Origin of the sequence: Psychrobacter alimentarius (genome assembly GCF_001606025.1) — a bacterium.
Lineage (GTDB): Bacteria > Pseudomonadota > Gammaproteobacteria > Pseudomonadales > Moraxellaceae > Psychrobacter > Psychrobacter alimentarius.
In genome coordinates this window covers 2,640,666-2,654,301 of sequence record NZ_CP014945.1, presented here as the reverse complement: position 1 = coordinate 2,654,301, position 13,636 = coordinate 2,640,666, and the positions used below count along the sequence as shown (strand labels likewise).

The window sequence follows — 13,636 nt, the reverse complement described above, 5'->3', positions numbered from 1 at the left end:
GATAATAAGTAGCGCTTACTGTACAAAAAGCTGCTGTTACGCCAAGTGCTTAAAGGGTAACGGGTATACTTTGATAGGGTACACCTTAAGGGCGTATAATACCGCCTTTTAGGCACAGATAGTAGGCTGTCATGATAAACCATTTAATCACACAAAAAAACTGGCAAACGCAATTATCCGAAGCCATTACGTCCATCGACGAGCTATTACATCTCTTAAAGCTCGAATCATTACGTGCAGATGTCTATATGCCTAAGCATTTTGAGCTGCGCGTGCCGCGTGATTTTGTGGCAAAAATGAAAGTTGGTGATCGCAATGATCCTTTATTAAAACAAGTATTGCCAAATAAGCAGGAGCAAATAAACGTAACAGGCTATGTGGCTGACCCACTAAGTGAAAATACGCAAAACCCAGTCAAAGGTATGCTACATAAATACCAGTCAAGGGTGTTATTGACCATTACGGGTGCTTGTGCGATTCATTGTCGTTATTGCTTCCGCCAACATTTTGACTATAGTGCCAATATGCCCACAGCGGATGCAAAAGAAAACATCGTCAACTATATCACGGCACATCCTGACATTAATGAGGTAATTTTGAGTGGTGGGGATCCATTAAACGTCACAAACAGGCGTTTATTCGCTTGGTTAGATACGCTAGAGTCCATACCGCAATTGACCACCATTCGGCTACATACTCGCTTACCGTTGGTGATTCCAGCCCGCCTAGATGAAGCATTATTAGAAAGGTTGTCCCAAAGTCGCTGCCATATTGTGATGGTGATTCATTGTAACCATGCCAATGAAATTGATGCATTTACCTCGGAGCAGTTGCAACGCGCTCGTAGCGCAGGAATTACTTTATTAAACCAAGCGGTCTTATTAGCAGGAATTAATGATAGCATCGAGGTACAAAAAAAATTAAGTCAACGTTTGTTTTCCGCAGGTGTTTTGCCTTATTATCTGCATGTACTAGACAAAGTTGCTGGCGCGGCTCACTTTGATAGTGACGAGCAGACGGCAGTTGAGCTTTATTGGTCGCTGCTAGCAGTGCTACCAGGTTATCTTGTACCAAAGTTGGTCAGAGAGCTACCAAATAGACGCTTTAAGGTGCCAATCGATATTTACAATAGATCGTAATATAAACACGGTAGTTTATTAAAAAACGTATAAAAAAATAATGATTGTGGTAGCGTAGGAGAGTCATTGTTTTTGAATGCATTTTCTATTTTAATTATCAGTTTTATATGTGATTTATAAAGGTTGGCTGGCAGGTGTTTTTGATGGTTTTAACGTAGGATATTTAGGGGTGATCAGATATAGACGCTCATTTTATCCAGCCAAAACCAGCTCGGTTTGTGACAAGTAAAATAGTGTTAGGTATTGGATGATACGCAGATACTGTCTGCGATCCTATTGAGGTTCGATTAAAATCTGTCTTATTTTATGGAAAAAATGAGGCCATACCCTAGTTCTTAGGAATACCGATGATAACTTTATCAACGTTTCAAGAATATCTGTCTTCTAAAAAGTCCATTTCTCAAGCGCAGCCACCTTCTATGAGTCAATCGGCCAATGGTCAAGAGCACTATTTGCTCAAACTGTTGGCAACTTTGCCTTCTCAAACGCCTATACAGCAAGCAGAACAACTAGGAAAGATACTCACCGTATTACGTGAGGTCAATATCAAGGAGCAGCAACGTCTCAAACTATTAGCGCAAGTGATAGATGCTTCAGATCAACTCATTGCCACGCTAAGACAACACTATATTTATGAGATTGGCGCGCTAAATGACGTGCAGTTGTCTCATATGGCTCAGGTAAAGTCATTATATTATCTCATTATTATGGCTTATGACAGAGTGATACATGATAAGCAAGCATTGCTACAAAACCGGAAGAAGCCTCCTTCTAGCAGAGTCTGGAAACGCTATTTTAAGGTGAATAATGATTCATCGGTATTGCTTGCTATAGCTATTTATCAGACGTTGTTAATGTACCAAAAATTACTGGGCGAAGAGGTGATCTGTTATCAAAAACCATCACCTTATTTGTGGTACAAAATTAATCGGTTATATGCTCTTGCTCATCAACATCACGTGTTGACTGTCAATCATATTGAGACTACAGGCAGTTTGCGCACCAGTAATATACATCAATTGTATTGTCAAATTTGTCTGCACAGTTTGTTAAATATGCGTGCCATGCAACGCCAGACTGTTTTGCTTGTCCAACGCTTATTGCCTGAATGGGGCAAATATATTGTTGCAACGATAGAGCCAAAAACTGAGACACGGGTATTCGTTGATTTACATAGTGATAAGCCGCCTGCCTATTTAACGGCCAACTCTGATATCAATCCTTATGAAGATCACCATCATTGCTTGTTTATAGAGCTTGGACCATTGCTCGCGTATTTTGAAGCACGCGTGCAAGCTTTGATTGTAGAGGGTAGTGAAGGCGCTGAATGCTATTTGTTAAATAAACTATCGATGACAATGAGGTATCGATATTTGCAAACACCGCTCACACCAGCGACCAAATATGTTATCAAAAAAGAGGCTGTACTAATCACAGGCTTCAATAATATTCATTATCGCGTTAGTGGTTCACAAAGTTTTGCCAATCTGATTGCTGTGAATGATTTGCCAGAGGAGCAGCGCCCTCGCTATGAGACAGGCAAGCATAAGCGGGGTGGCGATGAAACCGTCATTCACGAGATTTTAAGTAATAGTGACACGTCTTTATTTCGCAGATTGCAATTGGTATCCCCAGCAGATCATTCGCAGGCGACGAATAAAGAAGCTATATCAAATAAAGACACCATATCAAACTATGGCGAGATAGTGACAGATAGTGGCATTGCCCAGCTTAAAAAGTTGCCCAATCGAGAAGGCGTTGATCTAGGCATTGTTGACCCTAAGTGGACGATGACAGCACCGCTATTAGTATCTACTATGAGTCTTTTTTTAATTTGTCGTTCTGATATAAGTGCGTCAACTGATTGGTCAATAGGCGTGGCACGCTGGTTGAATCCTGAGGACAAAAACCTAGAAGTTGAGTGGCAGGTGCTTGGACATGCAGTCGTTGCTTGCGGCATACGTTTGGAAGGCAGAGAAACACGCAGTCAACATTTTGTACCAGCATTTATCCTTGGTGGGGATGAGCAGCTGCAAACGGCAGGTACACTAATAGTGCCAACCGCTTATTTCCAGCCGAATGACAGAGTAACGATGCGTATCAACAATAAACAAACGCCTTTGCGTTTGGAAAAAAGAGTATTATTCACGGATGAATTTAGCCAGTATGAGATAGTAAAAATATAATTGGCTTGTTTTATCATAAAAATAGAGACGCAGACATGTGTAAAAATTATTACTTATATTTTTGTTTAAATAGTCTGACTAAACAATGAAGCGGGTAAGTTAACCTGCAACCCATTAGATTATTGTCTATAATGACGATGATGGTTACCCTAATCTATGTGATACCTTTGGCTCCTGAGCCTGACATTTTAAATCAAAAAGAATATCAGAATCATAAAAGCCGCTAAGCCCATTCTTGATAGTACGCTCTATATGATTGTATTTTTGGAAAAGGTGTATGGTATCTAACGTCCGATATGAAAATAACATCACAAGATTCAAAAGGCTTCTTTATGCGAACTCAATCCATCTTAAATCTATTAGTCATCGATGATGACCAGCTTTATGCTGAACGTCTCGTAAGTTTACTAGAGGGGTATTATGATACCGTAAATTTGGGATTTTTGGATGACAAAGAGGAGTTTTTGAAGGCGTTACGGCAGCCTTGGGACACTTTGGTATTCGGTAAAGCTTATGATATGAGCTTTACGGATGCGGTAGGCATCATCCAAGAGCAAGGCGTAGATCTGCCCATGATTTGCCTACTGACCGAAGAGGTGTCAGCGACAGCCAATAACGAGCAAGGTTTGCCTAGCGTTATCAGTGGCATCATGGTGAAAGCGCTGCGAGCTGATCAAGAAATGGCAGTGGTGATGTCTATTTGTTTGCAGCACGATAATTTGCGCAGTCGCCGCGAACTCAAAAATTTACGGCATGTCATCTCTGAAGCGGAGCAGCGCGCCAATGTATTGATCAAAAATTCTAAAAGTGCGGTTGCTTATATCGACCAAGGGGTTCATATTTTCGCTAACGACCCTTATCTTCAGCTTTTTGGCTTTAATTCAATGAGTGAGGCCATCGGTGTGCCCATTATTGATCTGATTGCAGGCGGCGATAACGTTAAAGGTTTTAAGCAATTTTTACGTCAATTTGATAAAGGCAGTCGGCAAGAAGTAGAGTTTAAGTTTGAAAGTGTACGTACAGATGGTAGCACCTTTGAAGCAAAGTTGCAGCTGGCGGCAGCGACTTTAGAAGGCGAGCCTGTGACTCAGGTTATTATCCAACAAAACCACAATAATAGTGCAGAAGTGGCTAAGCGTTTAGCAGCAGCTGAACGTCAGGACAGTTTGACTGGGATTGATAACCGCCGTGGTTTTGAAGAGCAAATAGAAATCGTATACCAGCAGGCACAGCAAGGGTTACTGACCGCAGCGTTATTGTATGTTCAGCTGGATAATGTCGGTAAAATTAGTAGCAGTTTGGGATTGCAAGGTATCGATGCGACCGTCAAACAGGTGGCTTATACATTGGATGAGATGGTATCAGATGGATATGTGAGTCGTTTTAGCGATACCGCTTTTACTATATTGGTAGAGAATAAAACAACGTCAGAGTTAGAAGCTCTGGCAGAAAATATCGGTTCTCGAATTGGCGATATGCTGATTGAAGTAGATAAGCGTACGATCAGTACCACCGTCAGTATTGGTATTACCAAGATAGAAAGAAATACTGCAGAGCCTACTATCTTACTAGAACGTGCGATACATGCAATTAGTCAAATCATGATAGAAACTTCCAATCATGGTGGTACGTATCATCTGTACGATCCAAGCGAGCATGCCAATAGTGACGATCATGCCCTAGCTGAGTCATTGATTGATGCCATTGCCAACAACCGCTTTGAGCTGTCGTTCCAGCCAATATATGACATCAATCATGATCGCAGTGACTTTTTTGAAGTATACCTACGTCTGCCATTAGCAGATGCAGACAATACAGTATTGACCCCTGACCAATTCATGGCCGTTGCCAAGTCACACAAATTGCTCGAAAAAATAGATCGCTGGGTATTGATCAATGCTTGCAAAAAAATCAATGATATTCGCAAAGTCAGTTCTCAAGCCAGATTGCTTATACAATTGACTAGTGCATCTTTAATCGATAAGAAGTTACCGGATATTGTGAGTCAACTTATAAAAGCAGTAGGAGGTGCTTCTGGTATGCTGACCATACAGTTTGGTGAAAACGATATCTCAGACCATTTGACCTTAGCAAAAAATCAGTTCATCGCTCTAAATCAAGTTGGTTGTCAGATTGGCATCAATAATTTTGGTTCTTCTGCTAAGTCGGTAGAAATTGTCAGCTTTGTGCAGCCTGATATGGTACGTTTGGCTCATAACTATGTAGAAGGTATTGAGTCGGCGGAAAACTTAGAAGCGGTCAAATCTCTTATTGGTCGTACCAATGAGGTCAAGGTTGATGTACTCATGCCTTATATTGAAGATGCAGCAACGATGTCCGTTGCATGGAGTGTGGGTGCGCGCTATCTACAAGGTTATTATTTAGAAGAGCCGAGCACCACGATTAAGCTTGCGAGTTAACGGTGTTTTTATGTGCTTATGGTCTAGATTATCGTGACGCTATGAGCATTTTCTATTGATATGAATGCCTATAGACAACGCTATGTGTTTATAGGCGACTATGATTGACTTGATACTATTTATATTTACTCCTACGTTGTAGCCGATAGTATTTATCGTAGCTGACACCCTTCAACCAAAGATTGTTAAAAATGCCTATCTCTAGTAAATGTTACATCAGTGGTCTTTTTTCTGCCATTTTATTACTGACTGCGTGCGACCATACACCACCTGACCACCGCGCCCCTGTCACATTACCTGTGTATACCAAAGGTGATGCACGTAAAGGGGCTACCATCTATAAAGAAGCTTGTGGCCAATGTCATCAGCTCAATGCAGGTCTCAACAAAAAAGGCCCGCAGTTGATGAATATATACGGTGCACCAGCTGCTCAGTTAAAAGATTATACTTACAGTGAAGGGTTGGCGCAGTCCGGTTGGGTATGGAATGCAGAAACGCTAGATCCCTATATTGCCGATGCCCAAAAAGTGATGCCAAATTCAAAAATGCTCTCAGATCCTATGCCAGATATCAAAGAGCGTACTGATTTGATCGCATATTTATCAACGCTTCGTGCCGCAGCACCAGTAGTAGAAAACAATAAAAACAACTCCTGATCTACCATACTATCCCCATAAAAATGAGCCAATACATTACTATGACCGATTCAGCGACCGACTATCTTCACAATCAGCAGAAAATTGCACAGATGATGATACAGTTAAACCAAATTGTGCTGGATAAGCCGCAAGCAGTCAAATTAGCGCTCAGTGGCATATTGGCAGGTGGGCACATATTACTGCAAGACTTGCCAGGTATGGGAAAGACGACTCTGGCACAAGGGTTGGCACAACTGCTGGGATTGAGTTTTAGTCGAGTTCAGTTCACCAACGATATGTTGCCAGCCGATATTTTAGGGATGAGTATCTACGATCAAAGCAAACTAAAATTTGAGTTTCGACCAGGGCCTATTTTTACGCAACTGTTACTTGCTGATGAAATCAATCGCTCTAGCCCTAAAACACAAAGCGCGCTGTTAGAAGCGATGGAAGAGCGACAAGTCACGCAAGACGGGCAAACTTATCGCTTACCGCAACCCTTTTTTGTGATTGCAACGCAAAACCCCTTACAGCAAGCGGGCGTGTACCCTTTGCCAGAGTCGCAGCTTGATCGGTTCTTATTGTGCTTATCACTAGGGTATCCTTCTCCTACAGCGGAGCGTGAGCTGTTAAAAGGTCAGGACCGCCGTGAGCTGTTAAAAGATTTGGATGCTATGCTTGATACAGAGACTGTGATATTGGCTCAGCAAGGGGTCAAACAAGTCTATGTTGCTGATGTGGTCTTGGACTATCTACAGCGTTTGGTGGCAAAAACCCGAGCAAGCCAAGAGTATCACGGTCTCTCACCACGTGGGGTATTGTCGTTACAGCGTGCGGCTCAAGCCCATGCATATGTCTCTGGTCATATGGAGATAACACCTGAAGACATCCAAGCGGTGTTTGCCGCAGTCACTGATCATCGTTTAGGTCAGCGTTTTATACCGGCACATGTAACAGGCGGGGGACAAGCACCGCTGACTATCGCTCAACGTATCTTGGCAGAAGTGCCTGTTATTGCCTAAAAAACTATTCAGAAAAAATGACTATTCAAAATGTTTGCTGAATGCTCGTAATTCTTTTAATTCTATGGTGAGGATAGGGCAACTATGCGCCTTTTGCCAAAAGCCTTAACGGCTCCTATCACGTCGATATTACGCCGTTGGTTTGACGCGCGGGCACCCAAAAGTGATAGCGCAACACTCAATTTACGTAATATCTATATTTTCTTTAGCCGTGAAGGGTTGTTGTTTGCGGTCTTATTAATCATCACTTTCATTGCTGGTATCAACTATGGCAACAATTTGGTACTAGGACTGTGTTTTTATCTTGTGAGCATTTGGTTGATTAGCTTTCATGTGACGTTTGCGCACATCTCAGGATTAAAAGTGGTTCTACTAGGAGTGACGATGACAGAAGCAGGTACGCCTGCTTGGGTCACATTGCAACTACGTAGTAATAGTAGGCAACCAAGGCGGCAGCTCTTATTTAGCTTTGAGCAATCCGATAAAAAAACCATAAAATCTACGGACAAAAAAAGCCAAAACAACCATGAGGGTCAGCGTTCTGTACTGGTCACTCAGCTTCAAGGCGAGCAAACAATTCGCCTGCCTGTTCAGACAAATTTTCGCGGCGTGCTTGAACTGCCACGATTAACCATCAAAACGGTATATCCTTTAGGTATCATGCGCGCATGGTCTTATGTGTATTTTGCCCGCACCGCTTGGGTGTATCCGAAGCCAGAAGTATTTGATTGGCAAACGTACTATTCAGAAGCAAGTCTAGAAGATTTGCCAACAGGTGGTCAATATCGACAAGGTCAAGATGAGTTTGAGCGTCTCGATAACTATCGAGAAGGGGAGTCGCTTGCGCGTGTGTCTTGGGGGCATGTTGCGCGCGGTCAAGGTATGTTTACTAAGCACTTTTCTGATCCTGTCGGTCATGAGCAAACCTTGAACTATATGGATATGCCGGCCGCACACCATGAACAAAAACTTTCACAGCTGGCCTATGGCGCGATGGCACTGGGTCAATTGGGCGTGCCATTTAGAATGCGCTTACCACATGATGCGCCCTCGGCAACCCCGCTTGGTGAAGGCGACAACTTTGCGCAAACGTGCTTACTCAGATTGGCGAAAGCACCATGACGGATTCTCAACGCTTAGCTAAGCGCTCCGTGGTTCACTCGTCTACCGATAGCGCAAACGCTGCCAGTTTTGAGTATTTGGCCGTAGGTCGGCACATTGATACTCAGGATAATCTTGTCAATAGTGATAGATGGTACCGCAAATTATTGGCGTTGCCAGCCTATTATTGGGTATTACTGGCTCAAGTCATCGTGGTGTTGCCTCATGCCGCTCACTTGCCATTGTGGTTGATAGGCTTTGCCGTCGTCAGTATTTGTGCTCAGTTGCCAAACATAAAGGCGCGATTTAAAGAGAGACGGCATCTAAAGCGGGTGTATCAAGGCATGCAAATGCTGGGTTTCTTGCTGGGATTGGCAGGGTTGTGGCTGACTTACAATACCGCATTTGGACTGGATATGGGGGTGGCGTTTTTGGTGCTGTGCCTCGTTAGTAAGCTGTGGGAGTTATATAAGCGCCGTGATGCGTATGTATTATTAAATCTATCCTTGTTTGTGCTTGCTGCGCTGTTTTTGATGGATCAAGGGTTGGTAACGACGCTAGAAGTGGTCATTGGCGTGATTGTCGTGTTATTGGCATTTATTGCGCTCAATGATGATGGCAATGCTCGCGGTGACGGTCGTCTGCGTACGCTCGGCGTTTTGGGTATTGGGGCATTGCCGCTATTGGTTGTGCTGTTTTTGTTTTTTCCTCGGCTGCCACCTTTATGGTCAGTGCAGCTATCAAGTGGACAGGCGACCACTGGCGTGTCCGACAGCATGTCGCCGGGTGATTTTGCCAATTTGGGACAATCCACTGAATTGGCTTTTCGAGTAGAATTTGCGGATAATCGTCCACCGCAGCAGGAGCTGTATTGGCGAGGATTGGTGTTTAGTGATTTTGATGGTATTACTTGGCGGCCAAGCTCGCAACAAAGACAATGGCGAGCGTCACCGCAGATGCCGACTTGGATTGAAAATGCCTTTGCCACGGTGCCTGATGCAGCAAAACAGTCACCTACAAATTATACGGTAGTTTTAGAGCCTACTCAGCAAAACTGGCTATTTGGGCTTGATTATCCCTTTACTCAGCGGCAAGACGTCAGTGTGACATCAAACTTTACCTTACGAAAAGATGAGCCCGTTACTCAGCAGCTGCGTTATGAGGCATTACAGTTCACGCCAATGCAGATCGATCCTATTTTGACTGATGAGCTGCGGCAACTCAATCTTGCATTGCCAGCTGAGGGTAACCCCAAAGCGCGGGCATTGGCCAAGGAGTTACTTGCACAGTCTGGGTCAGATCCTATTCGTTATATGAATGCTATCGAGCGCTGGATCAATCAAACCGAATTTCGCTATACGCTATCACCGCCGCGATTGAATGATGATCGCATTGATGAGTTTTTATTCGACACCAAAGCGGGGTTTTGTGAGCATTATTCCTCAAGCTTTACTTTTATGTTGCGAGCCGCAGGGATTCCAGCGCGGGTCGTGGCTGGATATCAAGGTGGCGAGCTGAGCCGCGGTGGTAATGTCTGGGAAGTAAGACAAAAAGATGCCCACGCTTGGACAGAGGTTTGGCTTGAAGGCCAAGGTTGGGTAAGGGTTGATCCAACAAGCTTTGTCGCGCCTGAACGCGTAGAGCAGGGGATGAATGCGATAACAGAGTCACGAGGCGCGGCAATGTTTGGTGATGGCGCTGGCGCTCAAATCAGTTATCAGCAGTATCAGATGCTACAAGCCTTGCGGCGCTTATCCGATCAGGCCAGTTACTACTGGCAGAAAGATGTGGTTGGTTATGACCAAGATAAGCAGGCCGATTCGCTATTGAAATGGTTTAATATTCGCTCAGTCATAGGGCAGATTGTTTGGTTGGCAACCAGTGCTGTTGTTGTGATGGCTGTCTTGGTATTGCTGATTTGGCAGCGCCGCCGTAAACGCTGGCATCCAGCAGACAAGCCACTGGCTCAGCTCTCAAAGCGTTTGAGTAAACGCGATAAGTTGCTGGCGCGAGCAGACGATGAAGCGCCGCTTTCTTGGCTTGATCGTGTGACAGCAACGATGGATGGTCAACAGCATCAGGTACATACGCAGACTGATACTGATCACCATCATCAGCCGATAAATAGAGCGGATTTAGACACGCTACAAGCAAAAATTACGTCTATCAAGCAAGATTATCGACAGCTGCGCTATGGACGATTGAGTACATTAGATCATAGTCATGCTGAATACAAACACATACTGGCGCAGTTAAAAAAGAACGTGCGAGAATTGCTTTAACGGTTTGAAAGATAAGAGGGGTAAGTCATGGCGATATATGTGGACTTTGTCTGTATAGAATTTAGGGGCCATAAATGGTGTCATATGTTGGCCGATACCTTACAAGAATTGCATGAGTTTGCGGCATTGATTGACGTGGACAAGCGCCTGTTTCATCGTAACGCCAGCTATCCTCACTATGATGTGACGGTACAAATGCGAGAAACTGCAATCGAGTACGGCGCACAACCTGCCGATAGAAGAAAAATTATTGAATGTGCGAAGAAGCTAAAAATAGAATTAAATAGTAATGCAACTTAATGGCATTTTAAGCCAAATGTGCTGCTAGATAATCCACGAGCAGCCTGATTTTTGGCGATAAGTGACGGTTGTGCGGATAAATGGCCCAAATACTTTCTTCAGGTTCTCTATAGCTGTCCAATATACTAACGAGCTCGCCTGATGCTAAGTATTTTTGTACATAATAATCAGGCAGTTGGACAATGCCTAAACTTTTTAACGCTGCATCAACCAAGCCATGACCGCTGTTGTATTGCACGGTTCCTGTTACCTGTAGATTTTTTTCTTGACCTTTTTGAACAAAATGCCAATGGTCGCGTGTACCCAAGAGACAATTATGCTGACCAAGATCCTTTAACGCACGCGGCATACCATGTTGGCTAAGATAAGCAGGGGTTGCACAGACAAAGTTGGTGCGACGACTGAGTTTTTTTGCCATCATCATCGAATCGCTTAATTTGCCAATCCGAATGGCCAGATCATAACCGCCCTCAACCAAGTCTATTTTTTGATTGCTCAAAAAAGCCGTCACTTCGATATCAGGATACTGCACCATAAAGTCATTGAGTAGCGGGACTATTTGTTGTTCGCCATAAGTCACAGGAGCCGTCAGTTTGATCCGACCTTGCGGCTTTGATTGCAAATTACTGACCGCTTGCTCCGCCGCATCTAAACCATCGAGTACACCGCGGCAATGCTGATAAAACACACGGCCTTCTTCTGAGAGAGAAACCTTACGCGTCGTGCGATACAGGAGTTTGATATTCAGTCGCTTCTCCAAAGCACTGATTTGTCGACTGACTTGTGCGGTGGATATGCCAAGCTCTTTTGCAGCGCGCGTAAAGCTTTCATACTCTGCAACATAAACAAATTCGCTAATACCATCCCAGCGCATGATTATTACCTGTGTGTAAAAGATATTTGCAAATATAGCATATTGTTATCGTTACAGAAAAAACTATAATGGTCTTTATCATGGCAAAGAGAACAAACCCATTGCCTCGCCGCTTGCCTACACTGGGTGAGCAAGATAAGCTAGCGGAATGGTCATTTAAACATAAAATCGATACATTGATAGTTAAAAGCGATGATAGTCACAGGCGACTGGTATAAATGTTACCTGCTTGCTGCTAATCTAGAGGCGGCGCAACATTCATTCCAGTCGCCCTTAAAGTGAATCGACTATTCCCCATAAAAACAATCCATTAAAAAAGAGAATATGTATATGTCAGATAAATTTATCAAATCTAAAGCCGCCATTGCGTGGGGCCCGAACGAACCACTGTCTATCGAAGAAGTGGATGTCATGCTACCCAAAAAAGGCGAAGTGTTGGTCAAAATCGTGGCAAGTGGCGTTTGCCATACGGATGCGTTCACCTTGTCTGGTGAAGATCCAGAAGGTGTTTTTCCAGCAATCTTAGGTCACGAAGGCGGCGGTATTGTTGAGCAAATCGGCGAAGGTGTGACCAGCGTTCAAGTTGGCGACCATGTCATTCCTTTGTACACGGCAGAATGCGGCGTTTGTAAAATGTGCCGATCAGGTAAGACCAATCTATGCTCTGCAGTGCGCGAAACCCAAGGTAAAGGCTTGATGCCAGACGGCACCACGCGTTTTTATAAAGATGGTGAACCAATTTATCATTATATGGGCTGCTCAACTTTTTCTGAATATACCGTTTTACCAGAGATTTCTTTGGCCAAAGTTAACAAAGAAGCCCCGTTAGAAGAGGTTTGCTTGCTTGGTTGCGGTGTGACTACCGGCATGGGCGCGGTCATGAATACGGCCAAAGTCGAAGAGGGCGCGACAGTAGCTATCTTCGGACTTGGCGGTATTGGATTGTCAGCCATCATTGGTGCTGAGATGGCAAAAGCCAGCCGTATCATTGCCATTGACATCAATGAAAGCAAGTTTGAGTTGGCCAAAAAATTGGGCGCAACGGACTGCATCAACCCAAAAGACTACGACAAGCCAATCCAAGAAGTCATTGTTGAGTTAACCGATGGCGGTGTTGATTATTCATTTGAGTGTATTGGCAACGTCGACGTCATGCGCTCAGCACTTGAGTGCTGCCATAAAGGGTGGGGCGAGTCCATCATCATCGGTGTGGCAGGTGCGGGGCAAGAAATCTCTACTCGTCCATTCCAACTGGTGACTGGTCGCGTTTGGAGAGGGTCAGCATTTGGCGGCGTAAAAGGCCGTTCAGAATTACCAGGCTATGTTGAGCGTTATTTGGCAGGTGAAATCCCACTTCAAGATTTTATTACGCACACTATGCCATTAGAGGGCATCAATGAAGCGTTTGACTTGATGCACAAAGGCGAAAGCATTCGTTCTGTGGTGCATTTTGCAGAGTAAAATGTAGCCGACGTATCAGACCATAAATTAAAAATGCTACCCTAATACTGGGGTAGCATTTTTTTTGAAAGAGATTTTTTTGAAAGATATTTTGAATGACTGTTTCTTAAAAGTTATAAAGTTGCTGAGCTAAGGTAAAGAGCCAGTCCTATATAATATAAATACGTTGGTTGGCACGCGCTACTGGAACAAATTTTCCTTGCTTACTGTGCC

General features: G+C 43.9%; 11 protein-coding genes. 10 read left to right on the top strand and 1 reads right to left on the bottom strand.

Translation table 11 applies throughout. From position 1 onward, the window contains the following. Positions 1-131: 131 nt before the first annotated feature. The 8 genes from epmB (at position 132) to A3K91_RS10855 (ending at position 11,088) form a co-directional block, all read left to right on the top strand. Entirely contained in the window at positions 132-1,139 is a 1,008-nt protein-coding gene (gene epmB / locus A3K91_RS10890) for an EF-P beta-lysylation protein EpmB (protein ID WP_062845282.1), read from the top strand. A gap of 347 nt (positions 1,140-1,486) precedes the next feature. Beyond that, positions 1,487-3,325, top strand: coding sequence for a hypothetical protein (locus A3K91_RS10885; protein WP_062845281.1), 1,839 nt, complete (start codon positions 1,487-1,489; stop codon positions 3,323-3,325). A 332-nt stretch (positions 3,326-3,657) separates the two neighbouring features. Beyond that, a complete protein-coding gene (locus A3K91_RS10880; RefSeq protein ID WP_062845280.1) occupies positions 3,658-5,745 on the top strand; it encodes an EAL domain-containing protein in 2,088 nt (695 codons plus the stop codon). A 191-nt stretch (positions 5,746-5,936) separates the two neighbouring features. Further along, positions 5,937-6,401, top strand: coding sequence for a c-type cytochrome (locus A3K91_RS10875; RefSeq protein WP_062845279.1), 465 nt, complete (start codon positions 5,937-5,939; stop codon positions 6,399-6,401). Positions 6,402-6,442: 41 nt separating this feature from the next. Then, entirely contained in the window at positions 6,443-7,405 is a 963-nt protein-coding gene (locus tag A3K91_RS10870) for an AAA family ATPase (protein WP_228139855.1), read from the top strand. Between the two features lie 84 nt (positions 7,406-7,489). Beyond that, positions 7,490-8,527: a DUF58 domain-containing protein gene (locus A3K91_RS10865; protein ID WP_062845277.1), complete on the top strand. Its 1,038-nt coding sequence runs from the start codon at positions 7,490-7,492 to the stop codon at positions 8,525-8,527. Continuing rightward, positions 8,524-10,788, top strand: a complete 2,265-nt coding sequence (locus tag A3K91_RS10860; RefSeq protein WP_062845276.1) for a transglutaminase TgpA family protein — start codon at positions 8,524-8,526, stop codon at positions 10,786-10,788. The genes A3K91_RS10865 and A3K91_RS10860 overlap by 4 nt, the downstream gene beginning before the upstream one ends. A gap of 27 nt (positions 10,789-10,815) precedes the next feature. Continuing rightward, the gene (locus A3K91_RS10855) at positions 10,816-11,088 is read left to right on the top strand and encodes a DUF4031 domain-containing protein (RefSeq protein WP_062845275.1); all 273 of its coding nucleotides are present in this window, start codon (positions 10,816-10,818) and stop codon (positions 11,086-11,088) included. 7 nt (positions 11,089-11,095) lie between these two features. On the opposite strand, the gene A3K91_RS10850 is transcribed toward A3K91_RS10855, so the two are convergent. Then, the gene (locus A3K91_RS10850; RefSeq protein ID WP_062845274.1) at positions 11,096-11,962 is read right to left on the bottom strand and encodes a LysR family transcriptional regulator; all 867 of its coding nucleotides are present in this window, start codon (positions 11,960-11,962) and stop codon (positions 11,096-11,098) included. A gap of 80 nt (positions 11,963-12,042) precedes the next feature. On the opposite strand from A3K91_RS10850, the gene A3K91_RS14120 reads away from it, so the two are divergent. Both A3K91_RS14120 and A3K91_RS10845 read left to right on the top strand, forming a co-directional pair. Beyond that, the gene (locus A3K91_RS14120) at positions 12,043-12,180 is read left to right on the top strand and encodes a hypothetical protein (protein WP_167541802.1); all 138 of its coding nucleotides are present in this window, start codon (positions 12,043-12,045) and stop codon (positions 12,178-12,180) included. A 112-nt stretch (positions 12,181-12,292) separates the two neighbouring features. Beyond that, the gene (locus A3K91_RS10845; protein ID WP_062845273.1) at positions 12,293-13,423 is read left to right on the top strand and encodes an S-(hydroxymethyl)glutathione dehydrogenase/class III alcohol dehydrogenase; all 1,131 of its coding nucleotides are present in this window, start codon (positions 12,293-12,295) and stop codon (positions 13,421-13,423) included. The last annotated feature ends 213 nt before the right edge of the window (positions 13,424-13,636 follow it).